18 protein-coding genes are annotated in these 21,217 nt (G+C 69.5%); 8 read left to right on the top strand and 10 right to left on the bottom strand.

The genetic code is table 11. The annotated features are described in order from the left end of the window. Nucleotides 1-37 precede the first annotated feature (37 nt). The 5 genes from L1Z78_RS04175 to L1Z78_RS04155 form a co-directional block, all read right to left on the bottom strand. Nucleotides 38-994 (bottom strand): Bug family tripartite tricarboxylate transporter substrate binding protein, encoded by a 957-nt coding sequence (locus tag L1Z78_RS04175; RefSeq protein WP_234640298.1) that lies wholly within the window; start codon nt 992-994, stop codon nt 38-40. A gap of 44 nt (nt 995-1,038) precedes the next feature. Next, complete coding sequence (locus L1Z78_RS04170; RefSeq protein ID WP_234640297.1) at nt 1,039-2,028, bottom strand: tripartite tricarboxylate transporter substrate binding protein; 990 nt, start codon at nt 2,026-2,028, stop codon at nt 1,039-1,041. 64 nt (nt 2,029-2,092) lie between these two features. After that, entirely contained in the window at nt 2,093-3,133 is a 1,041-nt protein-coding gene (locus L1Z78_RS04165; protein ID WP_234640296.1) for a hydroxyacid dehydrogenase, read from the bottom strand. Next, on the bottom strand, nt 3,133-3,810 hold the full coding sequence (locus tag L1Z78_RS04160; RefSeq protein WP_234640295.1) for an RraA family protein: 678 nt from the start codon (nt 3,808-3,810) through the stop codon (nt 3,133-3,135). Before L1Z78_RS04160 ends, L1Z78_RS04165 begins: the two co-directional genes overlap by 1 nt. A gap of 64 nt (nt 3,811-3,874) precedes the next feature. Beyond that, on the bottom strand, nt 3,875-5,110 hold the full coding sequence (locus L1Z78_RS04155; RefSeq protein ID WP_234640294.1) for an alpha-hydroxy acid oxidase: 1,236 nt from the start codon (nt 5,108-5,110) through the stop codon (nt 3,875-3,877). A gap of 83 nt (nt 5,111-5,193) precedes the next feature. Here L1Z78_RS04155 and L1Z78_RS04150 point away from each other — a divergent pair, with 83 nt between their 5' ends. The 7 genes from L1Z78_RS04150 to L1Z78_RS04120 all read left to right on the top strand — a co-directional run bounded on the left by L1Z78_RS04150 (nt 5,194) and on the right by L1Z78_RS04120 (nt 12,673). Further along, the gene (locus L1Z78_RS04150) at nt 5,194-6,114 is read left to right on the top strand and encodes a LysR family transcriptional regulator (protein WP_234640293.1); all 921 of its coding nucleotides are present in this window, start codon (nt 5,194-5,196) and stop codon (nt 6,112-6,114) included. Nucleotides 6,115-6,405: 291 nt separating this feature from the next. Next, entirely contained in the window at nt 6,406-7,248 is an 843-nt protein-coding gene (locus tag L1Z78_RS04145; protein WP_234640292.1) for a GNAT family N-acetyltransferase, read from the top strand. Further along, on the top strand, nt 7,245-7,766 hold the full coding sequence (locus L1Z78_RS04140) for a phage tail protein (RefSeq protein WP_234640291.1): 522 nt from the start codon (nt 7,245-7,247) through the stop codon (nt 7,764-7,766). Before L1Z78_RS04145 ends, L1Z78_RS04140 begins: the two co-directional genes overlap by 4 nt. A 19-nt stretch (nt 7,767-7,785) precedes the next feature. Then, nucleotides 7,786-8,286: a phage tail protein gene (locus L1Z78_RS04135; protein WP_234640290.1), complete on the top strand. Its 501-nt coding sequence runs from the start codon at nt 7,786-7,788 to the stop codon at nt 8,284-8,286. A 26-nt stretch (nt 8,287-8,312) separates the two neighbouring features. Further along, a complete protein-coding gene (locus L1Z78_RS04130) occupies nt 8,313-8,855 on the top strand; it encodes a phage tail protein (protein WP_234640289.1) in 543 nt (180 codons plus the stop codon). Nucleotides 8,856-8,884: 29 nt separating this feature from the next. Next, complete coding sequence (locus L1Z78_RS04125; RefSeq protein WP_234640288.1) at nt 8,885-12,382, top strand: IPTL-CTERM sorting domain-containing protein; 3,498 nt, start codon at nt 8,885-8,887, stop codon at nt 12,380-12,382. 96 nt (nt 12,383-12,478) lie between these two features. Further along, nucleotides 12,479-12,673, top strand: coding sequence for an oxidoreductase-like domain-containing protein (locus L1Z78_RS04120; protein ID WP_234640287.1), 195 nt, complete (start codon nt 12,479-12,481; stop codon nt 12,671-12,673). A 6-nt stretch (nt 12,674-12,679) separates the two neighbouring features. Here the strand turns inward: L1Z78_RS04120 and L1Z78_RS04115 are convergent, their stop codons facing one another. From L1Z78_RS04115 to L1Z78_RS04095, 5 genes are all read right to left on the bottom strand, one after another. Beyond that, nucleotides 12,680-13,150, bottom strand: a complete 471-nt coding sequence (locus L1Z78_RS04115) for a RidA family protein (RefSeq protein ID WP_234640286.1) — start codon at nt 13,148-13,150, stop codon at nt 12,680-12,682. A 62-nt stretch (nt 13,151-13,212) separates the two neighbouring features. Next, a complete protein-coding gene (locus tag L1Z78_RS04110) occupies nt 13,213-14,382 on the bottom strand; it encodes an acyl-CoA dehydrogenase family protein (RefSeq protein WP_234640285.1) in 1,170 nt (389 codons plus the stop codon). 17 nt (nt 14,383-14,399) lie between these two features. Continuing rightward, nucleotides 14,400-15,551, bottom strand: coding sequence for an acyl-CoA dehydrogenase family protein (locus L1Z78_RS04105; RefSeq protein ID WP_234640284.1), 1,152 nt, complete (start codon nt 15,549-15,551; stop codon nt 14,400-14,402). Between the two features lie 12 nt (nt 15,552-15,563). Then, the gene (locus L1Z78_RS04100) at nt 15,564-17,573 is read right to left on the bottom strand and encodes an acetyl-CoA carboxylase biotin carboxylase subunit (RefSeq protein WP_234640283.1); all 2,010 of its coding nucleotides are present in this window, start codon (nt 17,571-17,573) and stop codon (nt 15,564-15,566) included. Nucleotides 17,574-17,598: 25 nt separating this feature from the next. Beyond that, on the bottom strand, nt 17,599-19,224 hold the full coding sequence (locus L1Z78_RS04095) for an acyl-CoA carboxylase subunit beta (protein WP_234640282.1): 1,626 nt from the start codon (nt 19,222-19,224) through the stop codon (nt 17,599-17,601). 193 nt (nt 19,225-19,417) lie between these two features. Between L1Z78_RS04095 and L1Z78_RS04090 the strand changes: the two genes are divergently transcribed. Next, nucleotides 19,418-21,013 (top strand): acyl-CoA synthetase, encoded by a 1,596-nt coding sequence (locus L1Z78_RS04090; RefSeq protein ID WP_234640281.1) that lies wholly within the window; start codon nt 19,418-19,420, stop codon nt 21,011-21,013. Nucleotides 21,014-21,217 lie beyond the last annotated feature (204 nt).

The raw sequence follows: 21,217 nt of genomic DNA, 5'->3' as shown, positions 1-21,217 counted from the left end.
GCGGCGGCGTCGCCCTCCAAGCTTGCCTGCGCCGGCCCTACTCCGCCCGCGCCCCCGATACCCGCACCTGCTCGGCCGCCACCGGCATCTGCTCGCGCACGAAGCGCCAGAACGCGTCCACGCCCATGGGCTTTACGGGCAGCGAGCCCTGCTCGACGAACTGCTTTTGCACCTCCGGATTGCGCAGCGCCGTGGCCAGTGCGCCGTTCAGGCGCTCCAGCGCCGCGCGCGGCGTGCCGGCCGGGGCGACCAGGCCATACCAGGAGTCGGTGTAGAAGCCCTTGACGCCGGCTTCCTCGAACGTGGGCACGTCCGGCAGGGCCGGCAGGCGCTGGCGCGAGGCCACGGCCAGGGCGCGCAGCTTGCCCGAGCGGATGAAGGGGATGGCGCCCGTGGTCAGCACGAAGTCCACGCGGCCCGCCATCAGGTCGGTCATGGCCGGGGCCGTTCCCTTGTAGGGGATGTGGGTGACATCCACGCCCGTGAGCTGCTTGAAGCTGGCGCCCGCCAGGTGCTGGCTGGAGCCCACGCCGCCCGAGCCGTAGTTGAGCTGGCCGGGCCTGGCGCGCGCCGCCGCCAGCAGGTCCTGCACCGAGCGCAGCGGCGAGTCCACCGGCACCAGCAGCACGCTGGGCGAGGTGGTGATCATGCCGATGGGCGCGAAGTCCTTGAGCGGGTCGTGGTTCAGCTTGGCGTAGAGCGCCGAGTTCAGGCCGTGCGAGGCCACGGTGGCCAGCATGATGGTGTTGCCATCGGGCCTTGCGCGGGCCGCCGCGTCGCTGCCCAGGTTCCCGCCCGCGCCGGCCCGGTTGTCGATGGTGATGGGCTGGCCCAGGGCCTCGCTCATGCGCGTGGCAGCCAGCCGCGCCACGTTGTCGGAGGGGCCGCCCGCAGGCCAGCCCACGATGAGGGTGATGGGGCCCTGAGCCAGCGCGGGAAGGGCCAGCGTGCACAGGGTGAGCGCAGCCAGGCTGCGGCGCGACAGAGGGGTCATGGCAGTCGTCCTTGTCCATTCAAAGGTTTGCATGGCCAGGGCCTTCAGGGCTTGCCGTCCTGCCAGGGCATTTCGGTCCAGAGCTTGCGAAACCCGGCCTCGGTGCGCTCCAGCTCGGCCGCGTAGGCGGGTGGCGCCAGGTAGCGCAGCGGCGCGTACATGGCCTCGGCCTGCTGCCTGAACTGCGGGTCGGCCGCGATGGCGGCCACGGCATCGACCAGTTTTTTGCGCACGCCTTCGGGCAACCCCTTGGGCGCGGCCAGGCCGCGCAGGGAGGCCAGCTCGATATCGATGCCTTGCTCCTTGAACGTAGGCACCTGGGGCGCCAGCGAGCTGCGCGCCGCCGACATCTGGCCCAGCAGGCGGATGGGCGTGCCGCCCTTCTGGTAGGCCAGCACCTCGCCCACGTTGATGGCGCCGATGGTGATCTGCTGGCCCGTGGCGGCGGCGCGCACCTCGCCCGCGCCCTTGTAGGGCACATGGGTGAGCTGCGTGCCCGTGGCCTTGGCGAACAGCAGCATGGCCAGGTGGTCGTCCGAGCCCGTGCCCGTGGTGCCCACGGTCACGGCGCCGGGGTTGGCCCGGGCGTAGGCGGCCAGGCCGGCCAGCGTGGTGATGGCATTGCTGTTGTGGATGGCAAAGCCGCCCGGGTCGTCCACCAGGTTGCCCAGCAGGTCGTACTGGCTCCAGTGGAAGCTGCTCTTGCGCTCGATGGGGATGGTCAGCACGTTGGGCGTGTTGATGAAGCCGATGGTGTAGCCATCCGGCCTGGCCCGCGCCAGTTCGCCAAAGCCGATGCCGCCGCCCGCGCCGGGGCGGTTGAGCACGACCACGCTGCCGCCCAGCTTCTTTTCCAGATGGCGGGCCAGCAGCCGCGCCACCAGGTCGGTGCCGCCGCCGGGCCCGTAGGCCACGATCATCTCGATGTTGCGCGAGGGATAGGGGGCCTCGGTCGGGTTCTGGGCCATGGCCGGCAGCGCCATGCAGGCGGCGGCCAGGCCTGCGCACCATGCGCGCCTTGTTTGCTGTGTCATCTTTGTCTCCTCGGTAGCCCTTTGCAGAGGCCTGCGGGCTTTGCTTGTGGTTGCTGGACAGGGATCAACGGGACGGGAACAGGGCCCGGGCGATGCGCTCGCGCGCATGCGGCCAGACCTCGGGATTGACCAGGCGCGCGGGCCGCTGGCCGCTGGCCAGCAGTTGCACGATCTGGGTGGCGGCCAGCTCGGCGTTGTTGCGCCGGGCCTCGTGCGTGACGCCAGCGGTGTGGAAGGTCGCCACCACCTGGGGCAGCGACAGCAGCGGATGGGATGCGGGCGGCGGCTCCTGGTCCCACACATCGAGGCCCGCGCCCGCCAGGTGGCCGCCGGCCAGGGCCTGGTGCAAGGCGGCCTCGTCATGGATGCCGCCGCGCGCCGTGCTCACGAAGACCGCGCCGAGCTTCATGGCCGCGAAGGCGGCCGCATCCATCATCCCCAGCGTGGAGGCATCGCGCGGGCAGTGCAGCGAGACGATGTCCGAACGGCGCAGCAGTTCGTCGAAGGAGACGGCCTCGGCACCGCGCGCGGCCAGGCCGGCCGCGTCGTAGGCCGGGTCGCAGCCGATCACCTGCATGCCGAAGGCCCGGCCCAGGGCCGCGACGCGGCTGCCGGCCTCGCCCACGCCCACCAGGCCCAGCGTGCGGCCGCGCAGCTCATGGCCCATCACGTCTTCCCGGCTGAAGCCCCGGGCGGGCGCGCGCAGCAGGCGGTCGGATTCGTTGATGCGGCGCAACACGGACAGCATCAGCCCGATGGCCATCTCGGCCACCGAATCCGCATTGCCGCCCGACTGGTTCATCACGGCCACCCCGGCCCGCGTGCAGGCCCCGATGTCGATGGTGTCGCAGCCCGAGCCGCTGGAGGACACGGCCAGCAGATCCGGGCAGCGCGCCAGCAGGTCCGCCGTGGCGAACCAGTGGCGCGGCAGCTCGTCCTTGGCGGCCGTGATCTGGTAGACCTGTGCGCCGGCCAGGGCCTGCCAGGCGGCGGCGTCATCGCCCTCGCGCCGGCAGGTGAGCAGTTGCACGCCAGGTGCGGCCGAGACGATGCGGTCAAAGGCCGCATCCAGCCAGTAGTCGAAGCGGACCACGCGGCGGCTCATCACAGCACCCCCTTGTCGCGCAGCGTGCGCAGCACCCAGGAACGGTCGGCGCTGCCAGCGGCGATCTGGGCCAGCACCTCGGCCTCGCTGCGCTGGATCGCTTCCACGCGGTCGGCGATGTCGGCGGCCTCAACGGCGGGCACGGCCAGCAGGCCGTCGCCGTCGCCCAGCACCAGGTCGCCCGGGTGGACCACCATGCCGTCGATGCTGACGGGCACATGCAGCTCGCCGGGGCCGTCCTTGTAGGGGCCGCGATGGGATACGCCGCGCGCATAGACCGGCAGGCTGTGCTCGCCGATGGTGTCGCTGTCGCGGATCAGCCCGTCGATGACGATGCCGGCCGCGCCGCGCGCCATCATCAGCGCCAGCATGATCTCCCCGATGATGGCGTTGGGCCCGGCGCCGCCCGCGTCCACCACGATCACGTCGCCGGGGCCGCAGATATCGATGGCATGGTGGACCATGAGGTTGTCGCCGGGCCGCGTGCGCACGGTCAGCGCGCGGCCCACCAGCGGACCCTGGCGGCGGTGGAAGGGCCGCAGGGCCGAGGTGCCCGTGGTGCGGCTCATGGCGTCGCTGACATTGGCGACCGGAAAGCTCCGGTAGCGCTGCAGCAGCGCATCGTCGATGCAAGCCTCGGGCCGGGCGTGGATATGGAATCCGGGAATCTTGCTCACTGCTCTGTCTCCGTCTGTGTCTGTGTCTGTGTCTGTGTTTGTGTCGATACCGTTGTCTTGCCGCTCAGAACGCATCCCAGGCCTGCGCGTGGCGCACGCAGGCCGGCGTGACCTGGTCCAGGCGCGTGACGCCCAGCATGGCCATGTCGCGCAGCACCTCCGCGCGCAGCAGGGCCATGGCGTGGTCCACGCCCGCCGGCCCGGCCACCGAGGCCGCATAGTTGAAGGGCCGGCCCACGAAGACGCAGCGTGCGCCCAGGGCCAGGGCCTTGAGCACGTCGGTGCCCCGGCGCACGCCGCTGTCCAGCATCACGGGCAGGCCTGGCACGGCGCGCACGATGCCGGGCAGCACGCGCAGCGGTGCCACGGCGCCATCGAGCTGGCGCCCGCCATGGTTGGAGACGATGAGGCCGTCGGCGCCGTGATCGCGTGCCAGCACGGCGTCTGCGGCCGAAAGAATGCCCTTGACCACGAGTTGCCCCTGCCAGCGCTGGCGGATGGCGGCCAGATGCGGCCAGGCCAGGTGCGAGCGGTCCGAGAAATCACGCAGCACGCTGGCCGACAGGATGGGCGCGCCCCGGTGCGCATAGTTGTTCTCGAAATGCGGCATGCCGTGGCGCCACAGGGTCTTGAGAAAGCTGCCGAACAGCCAGCGCGGGTGGCTGATGCCCTGCCAGGCCAGGCTGGGACCGGGCCGCAGCGGCGTGGAAAAGCCCGCGCGCACATTGTTCTCGCGGTTGGCGGCCACGGGCGTGTCCACCGTGATCACCAGGGTCTGCACGCCGGCGGCGGCCACGCGGTCCAGCAGCGCATCGATCTGGCCCTGGTCGCCCGGCAGATAGGCCTGGAACCAGGTGTGGGGCGCGGCCGCCATCACGTCTTCCAGCCGGATCAGCGAGGAGCCGCTCATGATGGCCGGCACGCCCGCCTGCTGCGCGGCCCGGGCCAGCACCAGGTCGCCCCGGTAGGCCGACAGCGCGGCAATGCCCATGGGTGCCACGCCGAACGGCGCGCCGTAGCGGCGCCCGAACAGCTCGAAGGAGGGATCGCGCTGCGCCACGCCCACCAGCGCGCGCGGCACGAAGGCCAGGTCGGCGAAGGCGCGGCGGTTGTCCGCCAGCGAGGCGTTGTCCTCCACCGCCCCGCTGATGTAGGCATGGATGGGGCGCGGCAGGTGCCGCCGCGCCAGCCGCTCGAAATCATCGAGCGACAGCACCTGGCGCAGGCGGCGCGGCGGCCTGGCAGGGGCTGGCGCAGCGGCTGCGCAAGCGGGGGCGGAGGGCACGGTGTTGGCAGGCATTGCCGGCCAATGTAGAAGGGCCTACTCACAAAGAAAAGCGAAATAAATAGGAATCGATATTTCGATTTTGGAAGAATGTCGCCATGACCCTCAAACAGCTCGAAGCCTTCTACTGGGCCGCCACCTGCCTGAACTTCACCGTGGCCGCCGACCGCGTGCACCTGTCGGTCTCATCGCTGTCCAAGCGCATTGCGGAGCTGGAGGCCTCGCTGGGCGTGCAGCTGTTCGACCGCAGCGGCCGCGCCGCCGAACTCACGCCCCAGGGCGAGCAGCTGCTGCCGCGCATCCGCGAGCTGCTGCATGGCGCCGCCCAGCTGCGCGAGGCGGCGGGCCGCAGCGTGGGCCTGCAGGGCCGCTGCCGCATCGGCTTTGGCGAGCTCAGCGGCCTGACCTGGCTGCCCCGGCTGGTGCAGCGGGTGGCCGCGCTGCACCCGGACCTGCAGCTGGAGCCCCACACCGACATCGGCCAGGTGCTGGAGCAGCGCATCGTCGATGGCGAGCTGGACTGCGTGGTCATCGCCGGGCCATCGTCGCGCAGCAGCCTGGCCTTCGAGCAGGTCGCCCAGGTGCGCTTCGTCTGGGCCGCCAGCGACGACTTCATCGCCCGCGCAGGCACCCACCAGCCCCGGCGCCTGGTGCGCGAGCAACTGCTGATCGCCTTGCCCACCGGCTCGGGCGCCACGCGCACGCTGGACGAATGGCTGGGCCGCCACGGCCTGGCCGTGGAGCGGCGCCTTGCCTGCAACAGCTGGGGCGCCGTGGTGGGCATGGTGGTGGACGGCCTGGGCTTCACCTACATGCCCGAGCAATGGGCCCTGGCCCTGCAGGAACGCGGCCGCCTGCGCGTGCTGGAGGGCGGCACCGAAGCGGGCAGGCACAGCGCCCTGGCCCCGCTGACCTACACCGTGCAATGGCGCCGCGACGACGCCCGGCCGCTGATCACGGAGATGCGCGAGATCATCCGCAGCGTGATCGATTTCCCGGCGCCGCGTTGTTTGAGTTGAATATCACTGATTCCAGGGATATTCAAATTAACAGTTTCGTAGTAAACAAATGAACATTCAATATCAAAATGATCCATTAAAAATTCATCGATAGAGCATTTTCAATTTCAAATACCAATCAAGGAAAAGTTGCCCCTGCAGGCGCACCCATCATTCGCATGAATTTCTTGGAATATTGAAAATCGTTTCTCAAAGAAAATTGACAATCCTTTGCAAAAACTGCCTATGATTTGACAACTCCTTTCAATTGTTCCCGGCTGGAACTTCTGCGTTTCCAGCCGTTTTCCATTCATGAGCACTGTGCCTGCCGATACCGGTCTCCGCAGCCCTCACGCCGAATCCTGTGGTGCGCTGACGCTTCAACCCATTGATTCCAGCGACGAAGCTGCTCTCCTGGCCATCTTCGCCTCCACACGCGAGCAGGAGCGCGAACAATTCGGCTGGCCCGAGGAGCAATGGAACGCCTTCATCCGCCAGCAGTTCATGGCGCAGCACACCCAGTATTCGACGGCCTATGCCAACCCCAGTTTCGATCTGGTGCTGCGCGATGGCGAGATAGCGGGCCGGCTGTATGTGGACCGCAGCCCGCAGGAAATACGCGTGGTGGATATCGCCCTGCTTCCCAGGCACCGTCGCCAGGGCGTGGGGCGGCAGTTGCTGCAGGATCTGATCGACGAATCGGACGCCCTGGGCATTGCGCTGGGGCTTCATGTGGAGAAGAACAACCCCATCCTGGACTTCTACCAGCGCCTGGGTTTTGTCACCGAGGCCGACCGCGGCGTGTACTGGTACATGCGCCGCGCGCAGCAGCCTGCGCACATGCCCAGCCTTGAGGATTTCACCGGCCTGGTCGGCACCGATTTCGCGTTGCAACTCCCCGGTGCCGCGCCCGTGGCGCTGCGCCTGGAAAAGGCCACGGTCACGCAGGGATTGCTGGCCTCGCGCTGCTCACTGCGCTTCAAGGGACCTGACATCGGCCGCCCGACCCACGACACCTACCTGCTTTCCCACGAACGCCTGGGACGCTTTGCTCTGTTCCTGGGGCCCGTCGTGGATGCGGAGCCGGGGCAAACCAGCTACCAGGCACTCATCACACGCATGAACACGTCGATCAAGGAGGAGGAGACGCCATGAGCGAGGCATATATGGGAGAAATCCGTCTTTTTGCGGGCAACTATGCCCCCCAGAACTGGGCATTGTGCGACGGCAGGCTGATTGCCATCAGCGAGAACGACGCGCTCTTCGTGCTGCTGGGTACGACCTACGGTGGCGATGGCGTGACCACCTTCGCCCTTCCCGATCTGCGGGGTCGGCTGCCCATAGGCCAGGGCCAGGGCACGGGCAGGACCAACCGCATCCTGGGCCAGAAAATGGGGTCGGAAAGTGTCACCCTGACTGTCGGCCAGCTCCCTCAGCACACCCACCCATTCGCCGTGGCCGGCGCGGCCAGCACCGGCAAGCCACAGGGACAGGTGCCGGCAGCCCTTACGGGCTTCAACCTGTATGCGCCCGCCCCCCCCAGCCAGGCCACCACGATGGCAGGCACCACGGTGGAATCCGTCGGCAGCGGGCAGGCCCACAACAATGTCATGCCCAGCCTGGTGCTGAGCTACATCATCTGCCTCTACGGCACCTTCCCCAGCATGTCTTGAGACCGTACAGGAGCCCCCCATGGAACCCTTTGTCGGAGAAATCCGCGCATTCGCCTTTAACCAGATCCCCCGGAACTGGATGTCGTGCAATGGCGCCCTGTTGCCGATCCAGCAGAACCAGGCACTGTTCGCCCTGCTGGGCACCCGATATGGAGGCAACGGCTCGACGAACTTCGCCCTGCCCGACCTGCGCGGCCGCGCACCCCTGGGAGCCGGCGGCGCGTTTCCCCTCGCCAGCGCAGATGGTTCGGAAACCGTCACGCTGAACCAGAACCAGATCCCGCAGCACACCCATCAGGTGGCATGCAGCAGCGCGGTGGCCACCACCAACGTGCCCACCAATGCCGTGATGGCCGAGGCCGCCAACAGTCTCGCAGCCTACGGGACGCCCACCAATGCCTTCCTGGCGCCTGCCGCCGTGGCCACGAGCGGCGACAACCTGCCCCACGAGAACATGCAGCCCTCGCTGGTCGTGAACTGGTGCATCGCCACGCAGGGCATCTTCCCGCCACGCAGCTGACCCACTCTCCCCAAGGAAACATCGATATGGCAGATCCCTTCTACGGTGAAATCCGGGCCTTCGGCTTCGACTTCGCCCCCGCCAACTGGGCCTTCTGCGCAGGCCAGACCATCCAGATCCAGCAGAACTCGGCGCTCTACTCCGTGATCGGCAACCAGTTCGGCGGAAACGGTAAAACAGACTTCGCCCTGCCCAACCTGCAGGGCAACGTCCCCATGGGCAGCGGAACAGCACCCGGCCTGACACCTCGCGACGTGGGCGACACCATGGGCACGACCCAGGAAACGCTGCTGCTCACCCAGATACCGCCGCACAGCCATGGCATCACCGCCCAGGCGGCAGGCGCCACTTCGGCCCTGCCCGGCGGCAACCTGCTGGCACAGGGGGGCCAAGGCGTGCCTCCCCGGACCAGCGCCAGGCAGACCTATGCATCGGCGACGCCGGATTCCACGCTGGCACCGACAGCGCTGTATCCCGCAGGAGGCGGCCAGTCCCACAGCAACCTGCAGCCCTACCTGGCGCTGAATTTCTGCATCTGCCTGTCCGGCGAATTCCCGGTCCGTTCATGACCTCCTTCTACCCCTAGCCGCTGCCCGCCATGTCCACGAACCACCTTCCCGCACGCAAGTCCGCTTCCCGCATGCTATCCCTGTGGTTTGCGTGGTTCATGGGGCTGATGCTGGCGCTGGCTGCGCCGGCCCATGCCACCGTTTCCTCGGGCATCATCGACTTCGGGACCGGCGCTCCCAACGGCATCTTCCCGGACGTGGCCACCGACTACAACGGCCTGCGCTTCTCCGGACAGTGGTCGTACTTCTCCGCGGCAGACCTGCAGACGGGCTCCCCCGGGATCATCACGTCCGGCGACGCCATCACGTCGACGTCACTCGACGGAAAGGCCATCATCAAGTCGTCCAATGGCACGGATCGCTTCAGCCTCGCGCAGGTGCGCATCCATGCCTACGGCGACATGACCCAGTTCACGTTCACAGGCTATCGCGACGGAAGTCCCGCGCCCAATGCGAGCGTGGTCGTGTCCAAGACGCTCCCCATGACCCAGCAATTCGTCACAGTCAATCTCGGCGCGCTGTCGGATGTGGACGAAGTACGCGTGAGCAACAACGCTGCACTCGATCCCGCCAACTTCGCCTTCGACGATCTGGCCGTGGACCCCCATCCCCCTGCCACACCCACGGCAACGGCGCTGTCGCCCACGAGCGGCCTGGCCGCTGGCGGAGATCTGGTCACCATCATCGGAGCCAACTTCACCAACGTGATCGGCAGCTCCATCGTGACCGCAGTGAGCTTCGGCGGCACGCCGGCGACCAGCTTCACGGTCAACAGCGCCACCCAGATCACGGCCACGGCACCGGCAGGATCGGGCACGGTGAACGTGACCGTCACGACGGCAGGTGGCACCAGCGTCACTGCCGCAGCCAATCAGTTCACCTATCTGCCCGTGCCCACGGTGACCTCCATATCGCCCAACTTTGGCCCGCAGGCAGGCGGCACCATCGTGACCATCACCGGCACCAACCTGTCCGGCGCCACGGCCGTGACCTTCGGCGGAACGCCAGCCACGGGCTACACGGTCAACAGCGCCACCCAGATCACCGCCACCTCGCCTGCGGGTACAGGCACGGTCGATGTGCGCGTCACAACGGCGGGCGGCACCAGCGCCATCAGCGGGGCCGATCAATTCAGCTACCTGGCAACGCCCACGATCACCGGCATCGCACCCACGGCAGGCCCGCAGGCGGGCGGCACGGAAGTCACCATCACGGGCACGAACTTCATCGGCACCACGGGCGTGAACTTCGGCGCCACGGCAGCGGCCGGCTTCACGGTCGACAGCGCCACCAGCATCAGGGCCACGGCACCGGCCGGAACGGGCACGGTGGACATCCGCGTCAGCAACATTGTCGGCACCAGTCCCGCCATCGCCGCTGACCAGTTCACCTATGTGGCGACACCGTCGGTCACCTCCATTTCACCCACGACGGGTCCCACAGGTGGCGGCACCACGGTGACCATCACCGGTACCGGCTTCTCCGCGGCACCTGCCACCGGTGCCGTGCACTTTGGCGCCACGGCCGCCACCTACACCATCAACAGCAACACCCAGATCACCGCCACCGCGCCCGCGGGCAGCGCCGGCACGGTCGATGTGACGGTGACCACGGCGGGCGGCACCAGCGCCACCAGCGCGGCCGACCAGTTCACCTATGTGTCAGCGCCCACGGTGACTTCCATCTCGCCCACGGCAGGGCCTACCGCTGGGGGCACCAGCGTGACCATCACCGGCACCAACCTGTCCGGCGCCACGGCCGTGACCTTCGGCGGCACGGCCGCCAGCGGCTTCACGGTCAACAGCGGGACCCAGATCACCGCCACCTCGCCCGCGCGCAGCGCCGGCATGGTCGATGTGACGGTCACCACGGTCGGCGGCACCAGCGCCACCAGTTCTGCAGACCAGTTCACCTATGTGGCCATGCCCACGGTGACGTCCGTCTCGCCCACGGCAGGGCCAACCGCGGGGGGAACCTCGGTGGTCATCACCGGCACCAATCTGTCAGGCGCCACGACCGTGACCTTCGGCGGCACGGCCGCCACGGGCTTCACCGTCAACAGCGCCACGCAGATCACGGCCACCTCGCCTGCAGGATCGGCTGGCCCGGTCGATGTGCGCGTCACCACGGCAGGCGGCACCAGCGCCACAGGCGCGGCCGCCCAGTTCACCTATGTGGCCATCTCGGTGACACCCGCGACGCTGGCCGGCACGCCCAAGGTAGGCGTCTCGTTCAGCGAGACCCTTTCTGCCAGCGGCGGCGCGACGCCCTACACCTTTGCAACGGCCGGCGGCAGCACGCTGCCCGCAGGCCTGTCGCTGTCGTCCGCCGGGGTGATCAGCGGCACGCCCACGGCGGCCGGGCCCTTCAGCTTCACGGTGCAGGCGACCGACAACAGCAGCATCAGCGGCCAGCGCACCTACAGTGGCAGCGTGGCGGCAGCCACGGTGGTGCTGACGCCTGCAGCTTCCACGCTGCCGACCGCCAGGCTGAACACGGCCTATGCAGGGCAGACCTTCACTGCCAGCGGAGGCACGGCGCCCTACACCTACGCCAGCAGCGGCACGCTGCCGACCGGAATGACCTTCAACGCCAGCACTGGTGTTCTGAGCGGCACGCCCACCGCGGCGGGAAGCTTCACCTTCACCATCACGGCCACGGATTCCTCCACGGGCACGGGAGCCCCGTTCACCTCGGGCAGCACCAGCTACACCCTGGTGGTGAACTCCACCAACGCCGACCTCGGCGCCCTGGCACTGAGCAGCGGCACGCTCGCACCTGGCTTTGGTGCAGGCACCCTGGCCTACACGGCCACCGTGCCCAATGCCAGCAGCACCATCACGGTGACAGCCACCGCTGCCGATGGGGGCGCCACGATCCTGGTCAACGGCGCAGCGGCAACCACCCCGGTGGTGCTGAACGTGGGCAGCAATACCGTGTCCATCGAAGTCACGGCGCAGGACGGCACGACCAAGAAGACCTATGTGGTGACGGTAACGCGCGAGGCCAGGCAAAGCGCATCGGGCTCGGGTGTGGATCTGGGCATTGCCAACAGCAGCCCCACCTGCACGCTGACTGCGGCCAGCTTCACCTCGCCTTCTGCCGTGGCCGGCTCGCTGGGCCCGCTGCCGACGGCCTTCACCTACCCGCAGGCCGCCGTGGACTTCACGGCCAGGCAGTGCGCCCCCAGCAGCACGCTGACCGTGACACTGACCTTCACCTCTCCCGTGCCCGCCAATGCGCAGCTGATGAAGTACGACGCCACCGCAACGCCCAAGTGGCAGCCCTTCACGCCCACCATCAGTGGCAACCAGGTCAGCTACACCATCGTGGACGGCGGTCTGCGCGATGACGACAAGACGGTCAACGGCGAGTTCGTCGATCCCGTCATCCTGGCCCTGCCTGCAGTCCCCGCAGGAGCGCAGAGCATCCCCGCCCTGGACCGCTGGGGCCTGCTGCTGCTGTCGCTGATGGCGGGAGCAGCCGGCTTCATGGGCATGGCACGCAGGCAGCGTACCGGACAGTAAGACGCGCCAGGAAGCAACCCGCGCTGCTGCATGTCGGCAGCGCGGGTTCGCTTGTGTGCCCTACAGGAAACCCCGTGGCGCGAGACAATCACCGCCATGACCACCGCGCCGATTCCAGATTCCGCCGACCCCATGCCCCAGCCGCCCGAGCAGCCCGACCTGGACGCCTGCTGCGGCAATGGCTGCGACCCCTGCATCTTCGACACCTACGACCTGGCCATGGATGCGTACCGCCAGGCGCTGCGGGCCTGGCGTGCGCGCCACGAGGGCGAGTCCGCCGGCCCGGGGTAGGCGGACTCAGTCCACGCGCGCGATGAGATCCACCTCGACGGCGGCACCCTTGGGCAGTTGCCATACACCCACCGAAGTGCGCGTGTGCGCCCCCACCGGCCCCAGCACCTGGGCGATGAGGTCAGAGGCGCCGTCGGCCACCTCGCTTTGCTGGGTGAATCCGGCCGCCGAGCGCACGTACACCGTGATCCGGGGGATGGCGCGCACAGCGTCCAGCGAGCCGGCCGCGCGCTGCACGAAGGCCAGGGCGCGCATGGCGCAGATGGCGGCGGCGGTCCTGGCGCCGGCCAGGTCGATGGCCTCGCCGACCGCGCCCACGTACAGCACCTCGTCGCCGACGCGGGGGATCTGGCCGCTGATGAACAGCTGCTGGCCGTCCCGCACCACGGGCGTGTAGTTGCCGCCGATCTTGATTTCGCCATCGAAGCTGTGGCCCAGCGCGCGGGCCGCCGCCGCGAATCGTTCGTCTGCTGTCATGTGTGCGCGTTCCGAAAAAGGGAAGGCGCCCAGTCTATGCCTTCGGCGCCGCCAGCGGACGGTCAGACGCCCAGCTGCCGCGCGGCGAGGTCCTTCATGATTTCCTCGGAACCGCCGCCGATCATCATCACCTTGACCTCGCGGTAGATGCGCTCGCTGCGCGTGCCGCGCATGAAGCCCATGCCGCCCAGGATCTGCACGGCCTGGTCGGCACACAGCTGCATGGCGCGCGTGGCCTGGACCTTGGCCAGGCAGGTGCGCGCCACCAGCTCGTGGGCCAGGCCCCGGCCTTCGCGCAGGCGCCAGGCCAGCTCGTAGACCATGGCGCGTGCGGCCTCGATCCGCAGGTACATGTCCATGAGCTTGTGGCGTATGACCTGGCGCTCGGCCAGCGGCGCGCCGAAGGTGCTGCGACCACGTGCCCACTCCAGGGCCTCGCGCAGGCAGGTCTCGGCGTAGGCGCAGGCGCTGGCGGACATCACCAGGCGCTCGTGGTTGAAGTTGTTCATGAACACCTTGAAGCCCGCGTTCTCGGCGCCGATGAGCTGGTGCGCCGGCACGCGCACGTTGTCGAAACGCAGGTGGGCGGTGTCGGAGGCCCACCAGCCCATCTTCTTCAGCCCGGTGCGTGCCAGGCCCGGGCTGTCGCCCGCGACCAGCAGGGCCGAGATGCCGCCCGGCCCCTTGTTCGCGGGCTCGGTGCGCACGGCCACGGTGAACCAGTCGGCGCGCATGCCCGAGGTGATGAAGGTCTTCTCGCCGTTGACGACATAGTGCTCCCCGTCGCGCACGGCCGTGGTCCGGAGCGCGGCCACGTCCGAGCCGCCACCAGGCTCGGTGACGGCCAGCGCCGAGATCTGCTCGCCGCGCAGCACGCCGGGGATCACGCGCCGCTTCAGTGCCTCGCTGCCCCAGTGCAGCACGGGTGGCAGGCCGATGATGTGCGAGGTCAGCGAGGCCGACAGCCCGCCGCAGCCCGCACGCGCCAGTTCCTCTGCGACGACGAACTGGTGGAACACATCGGCCTCGGTGCCGCCCAGTTCCTCGGGATAGCCCAGGCCCAGCGCGCCCAGCTCGGCCATGCGGCCATACAGCGCGCGGGGAAAGCTGCCGGCCTCATCCCAGTCGTTGACGAAGGGCGCGATCTCGCGGTCCACGAAGTCGCGCAGGCTGCGGCGAAAGGCCTCATGCTCGGGCGAGAAGTAATGGGGCAGTGGCGGGGAATCGAACATGCAGAGGCTCCGGTATCTCAGACCTTGGGGAAAATTCCCATGAACTTGCACAGCACCTGCAGCATCACCTCGTCGGCACCTGCGCCTATCGAAGTCAGCCGCCCGTCGCGGAAAAAGCGCGAGACCGGGCTTTCCATCACATAGCCCATGCCGCCCCAGAACTGCAGGCAGCTGTCGGCCACCTCGCGCACCAGGCGTCCGACCTTGAGCTTGGCCATGGTGGCCACGCGCGTGCCATCCTCGCCGCGCACCACCATCTCCACCCCTTGCCAGGCCAGGGCGCGCACGGCCGCCACGTCGGCCTGCAGCTCGGCCAGGCGGAAATGCACCCACTGGTTGTCCAGCAGCGGCCGGCCGAAGACCTGGCGCCCGCGCGTGTAGGCTATGGTCTGATCGATGGCGCGCTGGGCCATGGCCGTGGCGTTGAGCGCGCCCCACAGGCGCTCGGCCTGGAACTGCTCCATCTGGTAGATGAAGCCCATGCCCTCTTCGCCAATGCAATGCCTGCGCGGCACGCGCACATCGTCGAAGTACAGCTGGGCCGTGTCCGACGCGTCCATGCCGATCTTGCGGATCTTGCGCGCCACGCTGATGCCCGGCGTCTTCATGGGCACGATGATCAGCGACTTGTTCCTGTGCACCGGCCCGTCGGATGTGTTGGCCAGCAGGCAGCAGAAGTCGGCCTGCGTGCCGTTGGTGATCCACATCTTGCCGCCGTTGATCACGTAGTCGCCGCCGTCCCGGCGCGCCGTGGTCTTGATGGAGGCCACGTCCGAGCCGCCCCCCACCTCGGACACGCCGATGCAGCCCACCTGCTCGCCCCGGATGGCGGGCGCCAGGAACTCGGCGCGCAGCCCGGGGCTGCCGTGCCGGGCCAGGGCCGGCGTGCACATGTCGGTCTGCACGCCGATGGCCATGGGGATGCCGCCGCAGTTGATGTCCGCGATGGCCTCGGCCAGCACGGCCGCATAGGAATAGTCCAGGCCCAGGCCGCCGTTGTCCACGGGCTTGTCCAGACCCAGCAGGCCCAGCCGGCCCATCTGGCCGAAGACCTGGTGGGCCGGGAAGATTTCCTCGGCCTCCCAGGCATCCACATGGGGGTTGACCTCCTGTGCCACCCAGCGGCGCACGGTGTCGCGCAGCTGCTCGTGTTCCTGTGTCAGTTGCATGGCTTGTCTCCTTCAACCTTGTTCCTGCAAGGACTGCGCGTACCGGTCATCCGGCGTGATCTCCAGCAGCACCCGCCCCGCCGTCGCCTGGTCGCCCAGAGCCGCGTGCACGGCCGCCACCACGCCGGCGGCGGTGGCGGCGTGCACGTGTTCCATCTTCATGGCCTCCAGCACCAGCACGGGCTGGCCGGCCTCGACCCTGTCGCCCACGGCCACGGGCAGGGCGACCACGCGGCCGTTCATGGAGGCACGGACCTTGCCGTCGCCACCCGCCGGGCCGGCGCGCAGCGCGGCCTCGTGGCTGCGGTCCTCGGCCACGTGGGGGGCGCCCGCCAGGTGCAGCCACAGCGTGGCGCCATCGCGCTCCCAGGCCACGGCCTCGGTAATGCCGTCGAGCGTGAAGCGCGCATGGCCGCCGGCCGGCGCGTCCTGCACCGTGAGCACGCACGGCACGCCGTCCTGCTCGATCTCGTACACGCCCGCCGCCGTGCGGCGCACGCGCGTGCCGAGCGCCTCGCCGTCCAGGGTCCAGCGCAGCCCCACGGGGTGGCGGTGGACCAGCCGCGCCACCTCGCCCCAGGGCTGGCCTGCCGCCGTCTCCAGCAGCAGCCAGCAGGCAACGGCGCGGGCCCGGGCCTGCCGGGCCTGCTGTTGCGCATCACCGGCCAGCAGCCCGGCCCCCTGCTCCGCGATGAAGGCCGTGGTCGCGCCACCCGCCAGGAACACCGGATGCGCCAGGCAGCGCGCCAGGAAGGCCTGGTTGGTCGCCACGCCCAGCGCCACCAGGTCGCCCAGCGCGCGGTGCAGCCGGCGCGCGGCCTCGTGGCGCGTGGCGCCGTGGGCGATGATCTTGGCGACCATGGAGTCGTACCAGGGCGGTATGGCCGTGCCCGAGGCCAGCGCATGCTCCACGCGCACGCCCGGCGGCGGCTGCCAGCGGCGCAGCGTGCCGCTTTGCGGCATGAAGCCCTGGGCCACGTCCTCGGCGCACAGGCGCACCTCGATGGCGTGGCCTGCGAAGCGGATGGCGTCCTGCGCGGCCGGCAGCGGCTCGCCGGCGGCCACGCGCAGCTGCCATTCCACCAGGTCCAGGCCCGTGATGGCCTCGGTGACCGGGTGCTCGACCTGCAGCCGCGTGTTCATCTCCATGAAGTAGAAGGCGCCCTGCCCGTCCAGCAGGAACTCCAGCGTGCCCGCGCCCTCGTAGCCCATGGCCAGTGCCGCCGCCACCGCCGTGGCGCCCATGCGCTCGCGCAGGGCGGCGTCGACGGCGGGCGATGGCGCCTCCTCGATCAGCTTCTGGTGGCGGCGCTGCACCGAGCAATCGCGCTCGCCCAGGTGCACGACGTGGCCGTGGCGGTCGGCGAAGACCTGGATCTCGATGTGGCGCGGCCGCGCGATGGCGCGCTCCAGGATCACGGTGGCGTCGCCGAAGGCGTTGCGCGCCTCGGACTGCGCGCTGCGCAGCAGCGCGTCGAACTGCGCGGCCTCGGCGACCAGGCGCATGCCGCGCCCGCCGCCCCCGGCCGTGGCCTTGATCATGACGGGGTAGCCGATGCGGCCCGCCTCTTCGGCCAGGCGCGCCTCGGACTGGTCCTCGCCCTGGTAGCCGGGGATGCAGGGCACGCCGGCCTCTCTCATCAGGCGCTTGGCGCCGGCCTTGTCACCCATGGCGCGCATGGCCTCGGGCGAGGGTCCGATGAACACCAGGCCCGCCGCGCGGCAGGCCTGGGCGAAGTCCGCGTTCTCGGCCAGGAAGCCATAGCCCGGGTGCACCGCATCGGCCCCGGTGGCGCGCGCGGCCTCGATGATGCGGTCCGCGCGCAGGTAGGACTGCGCGGGCAGCGGCTCGCCGATGCACACGGCCTGGTCGGCCGCCAGCACATGGGCGGCACGCGCGTCGGCGCTGGAGTGGACGGCCACCGTCTGATAGCCCATGGACCGGGCCGTGCGCATGACGCGCAGGGCGATCTCGCCCCGGTTGGCGACCAGGATCTTGTGGAACGGTGTGGCGTGCGGCATGGCGTGAAGTGCTCCGGGCGGGTTCTCAGGGACGGGCGACGGAGAACTGCATGGCCTGCGGCGTGCGTGCCTCGGCCTCGCGGCAGGTGGCCAGCACGTTGGCCAGCACGGCGCGCGTGTCGCGCGGGTCGATCACGCCGTCGTCCAGCAGCCGCGCGCTGGTGGTGAACACGCTCATCTGGCTGTCGAAGCGTTCGATGATCTGGCGCTCCAGCGCGTCGAGCCGTGCCGTGTCCACCCCGCCCTTGCGGCGCATGCCGGCCTCGGTGACGGTGCGCATGGTGCGTGCGGCCTGCTCGCCGCCCATGACGGCCGTCCTGGCGTTGGGCCAGCTGAAGCAGAAACGCGGATGAAAGCCCCGTCCGCACATGCCGTAGTTGCCCGCTCCGAAGGAAGCGCCGCAGTAGAGGGTGATCTGCGGCACGGTGGCATTGGTCACGGCCTGGATCATCTTGGAGCCGTGCTTGATGATGCCACCCTCCTCATGGGCACGGCCCACCATGAAGCCGGTCGTGTTGTTGAGGTACAGCAGCGGCGTGCGTGCCTGGCAGCAGGCCTGGATGAAGTGCGTGGCCTTGGTGGCGCCGGCCGTGTCGATGGGGCCGTTGTTGGTGATCACGCCCACGGCCCAGCCTTCGAGGCGGAAGCTGCCGCAGACCGTGGCGGCGCCGTAGTTCTGGCCGAACTCCAGGAACTCGGAGTCATCGGCGATGCGCGCGATGACCTGGCGCATGTCCACGGGCCGCTTGTAGTCGGCGGGCATGATGCCCAGCAGCTCCTCGGCGTCGTAGCGCGGCGGCTTGAAGGCACGTGCCGGGAAGGCTGCAGGGGCGGCGCCCCGGTCCCAGTCGATCTGGCCCAGGATGGAGCGCGCGATGCGCAGCGCGTCGCGGTCGTCCTCGGCCAGGTAGTCGCCCAGGCCCGAGACCGAGGTATGCATGACGGCGCCGCCCAGTTCCTCCTCGGTCGCCACCTCGCCCGTGGCCGCCAGCAGCAGGGGCGGCCCCGCGAGGAAGGCGCGCGAGCGGTCGCGCACCATGATGATGTGGTCCGACAGCCCCGTCTGGTAGGCGCCCCCTGCCGTGGAGGAACCATGCGTGACCGTGACCACGGGCAGGCCCGCGGCCGACAGCCGCGCCAGGTTGCGGAAGGTGCTGCCACCGTGGATGAAGTCCTCGACGCGGTAGGCCATGAGGTTGGCGCCCGCGCTTTCCACCAGCTGCACATAGGGCAGCTTGTTCTCCAGCGCCAGCTCCTGCACGCGCAGCGTCTTGTCCAGGCCCATGGGCTGCAGCGCGCCGGCATCGATGCCGCAGTCCGAGGCCTTGACCATGCAGCGCACGCCGCTGACGAAGCCTATGCCCGCGATGATGCCGCCGCCCGGCACGCTGCGCTCGGGCTCGGGCGTGTCCATGCAGTAGCCGGCCAGCGTGCTCAGCTCCAGGAAGGGCATGCCGGGGTCCAGCAGCAGGGACAGGCGTTCGCGCGGCAGCAGCTGGCCGCGCTTTTCCAGGCGCTCGCGCGCCGCCTCGGACCTGGCCACCGTGCGCTGCTCCAGGGAGCGCAGGCGCTCCAGCTGGGCCAGCGTGGCGGCCCGGTTGGCCTGGTAGCTTTCGCTGCCGGTGGCGATGGTGGATTCGATCAATGGCATCTGGACCTTCTCGCAGTCCCCGCACGGCGGCGCAGCGCCGGCTTCGGGTAGTGCTTTCAGTCTAGGAAGGCCCGCCACGCATGTATTGCGGCAACCTGCTGACCCTGCATGCGGGCCGTGGAACAGCAGGATTGCGCAAGCCGTGCCGGGGCAAAGCTGGGACCATCCGCTTTCGCCCCAAGGAGACATGCCGATGCCCAGCACCGCCGCCTGCACCCCGCAAGAGATGGGAGGCCTGCCCTCGCCACCGCCGGCCATCGGCATGGCGCAATGGATGCGCGAACGCGCCCTGCGCTCGGCGCCCCGCCCGGCGCTGAGCTTCGAGGGCCAGACCTGGAGCTACGGCGCGCTGCAGTCGCGCATAGAGCGCGCCGCCGCCGTGCTGGCGCATGGCGGCCTGGGCCCGGGCATGCGCGTGGCCTACCTGGGACTGAACCACCCCATGTTCCTGGTCACGATGTTCGCGGCCTCGCAGCTGGGCGCCATCTTCGTGCCGCTGAACTTCCGGCTCACCGGGCCCGAGCTGCACTACATCCTCAACGACGCGGGCGTGCACACGCTGGTGGCGGGCAGCTCGCACCACGAGGCCATCGCCGCCATCCGTGCGGATCTGTGTTGCGCCAGCTACTGGAATGCGGAGGGCGAGACGTCCTTCCCCGATGCCTGGCCCGACTTGCAGCACGCCATGCAGACGGCCCCGCCCTGGCCGCACGCCCCCGCCGCACCGCTGAACGACGACGTGGCCCTGATCATGTACACCTCGGGCACGACCGGGCGCCCCAAGGGCACCCTGCTGACCTGCGGCAACTTCTGGTGGAACCATGTGGGCGAGCTGTACAGCATCGACGTGCTGGCGTCGGACCGCCTGCTGGTGTTCGCGCCCATCTTCCACATCGGCGGCCTCAACGTGCTGACGCTGACCACCCTGCTCAAGGGCGGCCATGTGGTGCTGCACCGCAGCTTCGATGCCGACCGCGCGCTGCACGACATCGCGGCCCATGGCATCACCACGGTCTTCGCCGTGCCCGCCATGCTGCTGTTCATCAGCCAGTCGCCACGCTTTGCCGGGGCCGACCTGTCCTCCCTGCGCCTCATCGTCTGTGGCGGCGCGCCCTGCCCCGAGCCGCTGCTGCGCGCCTATGGCCAGCGCGGCATCGGTGTGCAGCAGGGCTACGGCCTCACCGAGACCGCCGCCCTGGTCACCGTGCTGGCCGAGGAATACGCGCTGGACAAGCTGGGATCGGTCGGCCATGCCGCACTGCTGACCCAGGTGCGGCTCATCGATGCCGCGGGCGAGGTGGTGCAGGCGCCCGGCGAGCGCGGCGAGATCTGCGTGCGCGGGCCCAACGTGGCGCGCGGCTACTGGAAGCAGCCCGAGGCCACGCGCCAGGCCTTCGGCGCCGACGGCTGGTTTCGCACCGGCGACGTGGGCTATCGCGATGCGGACGGCTTCCTCTACGTCTGCGACCGCGTCAAGGACATGATCATCACGGGCGGCGAGAACGTGTACCCGGCAGAGGTGGAAAGCGTGCTGGCCGGCCACCCGGCCATCGCCGAGGTCGCCGTGGTCGGCGCCCCCGATGCGCGCTGGGGCGAGGCCGTCGTCGCCGTGCTGGCCCTCAGGCCGGGCCAGTGCCTGGACCTGGAGCAGCTGCAGGCCTTCGCCGCCGCACGCCTGGCCCGCTACAAGATGCCGCGCCGCCTGCACCTGGTGGCGGCGCTGCCGCGCAATCCGACGGGCAAGATCCTCAAGTACCAGTTGCGGGAAAGCTTGAAAACACTGCCCTGAGCGCACCGCGGCGACCCGGCCCCGGCGCCCCTTCTCCGGGGCGCTTTTTTGTCACCGGGCCACCCGGCCACGGCCGCCCCGGCCTGCGTATACCCCGATAAAAAACCAAGCACTTGCTTTCTAGAATGCCCTTCAGGAGTGCTGGCGCCAGCGCAGCACCTCACGGCGCCTTCCGTTTGTTTGCACTGCCCCCGCGGCAGCCCG

Origin of the sequence: Delftia tsuruhatensis, from assembly GCF_903815225.1 — a bacterium.
In the GTDB taxonomy this organism is placed as follows: Bacteria; Pseudomonadota; Gammaproteobacteria; order Burkholderiales; family Burkholderiaceae_C; genus Comamonas; species Comamonas tsuruhatensis_A.
This window is presented reverse-complemented; position numbering and strand designations above follow the sequence as displayed.

Bases quoted from the DNA above. Each gene is read 5' to 3' on its own strand.
- L1Z78_RS04175 (WP_234640298.1), bottom strand. From the start codon at position 994: ATGACCCCTCTGTCGCGCCGCAGCCTGGCTGCGCTCACCCTGTGCACG.
- L1Z78_RS04170 (WP_234640297.1), bottom strand. From the start codon at position 2,028: ATGACACAGCAAACAAGGCGCGCATGGTGCGCAGGCCTGGCCGCCGCC.
- L1Z78_RS04100 (WP_234640283.1), bottom strand. From the start codon at position 17,573: ATGCCGCACGCCACACCGTTCCACAAGATCCTGGTCGCCAACCGGGGC.
- L1Z78_RS04150 (WP_234640293.1), top strand. From the start codon at position 5,194: ATGACCCTCAAACAGCTCGAAGCCTTCTACTGGGCCGCCACCTGCCTG.
- L1Z78_RS04165 (WP_234640296.1), bottom strand. From the start codon at position 3,133: ATGAGCCGCCGCGTGGTCCGCTTCGACTACTGGCTGGATGCGGCCTTT.
- L1Z78_RS04130 (WP_234640289.1), top strand. From the start codon at position 8,313: ATGGCAGATCCCTTCTACGGTGAAATCCGGGCCTTCGGCTTCGACTTC.
- L1Z78_RS04140 (WP_234640291.1), top strand. From the start codon at position 7,245: ATGAGCGAGGCATATATGGGAGAAATCCGTCTTTTTGCGGGCAACTAT.
- L1Z78_RS04135 (WP_234640290.1), top strand. From the start codon at position 7,786: ATGGAACCCTTTGTCGGAGAAATCCGCGCATTCGCCTTTAACCAGATC.
- L1Z78_RS04115 (WP_234640286.1), bottom strand. From the start codon at position 13,150: ATGACAGCAGACGAACGATTCGCGGCGGCGGCCCGCGCGCTGGGCCAC.
- L1Z78_RS04120 (WP_234640287.1), top strand. From the start codon at position 12,479: ATGACCACCGCGCCGATTCCAGATTCCGCCGACCCCATGCCCCAGCCG.
- L1Z78_RS04105 (WP_234640284.1), bottom strand. From the start codon at position 15,551: ATGCAACTGACACAGGAACACGAGCAGCTGCGCGACACCGTGCGCCGC.
- L1Z78_RS04110 (WP_234640285.1), bottom strand. From the start codon at position 14,382: ATGTTCGATTCCCCGCCACTGCCCCATTACTTCTCGCCCGAGCATGAG.
- L1Z78_RS04155 (WP_234640294.1), bottom strand. From the start codon at position 5,110: ATGCCTGCCAACACCGTGCCCTCCGCCCCCGCTTGCGCAGCCGCTGCG.
- L1Z78_RS04125 (WP_234640288.1), top strand. From the start codon at position 8,885: ATGTCCACGAACCACCTTCCCGCACGCAAGTCCGCTTCCCGCATGCTA.
- L1Z78_RS04145 (WP_234640292.1), top strand. From the start codon at position 6,406: ATGAGCACTGTGCCTGCCGATACCGGTCTCCGCAGCCCTCACGCCGAA.
- L1Z78_RS04090 (WP_234640281.1), top strand. From the start codon at position 19,418: ATGCCCAGCACCGCCGCCTGCACCCCGCAAGAGATGGGAGGCCTGCCC.
- L1Z78_RS04095 (WP_234640282.1), bottom strand. From the start codon at position 19,224: ATGCCATTGATCGAATCCACCATCGCCACCGGCAGCGAAAGCTACCAG.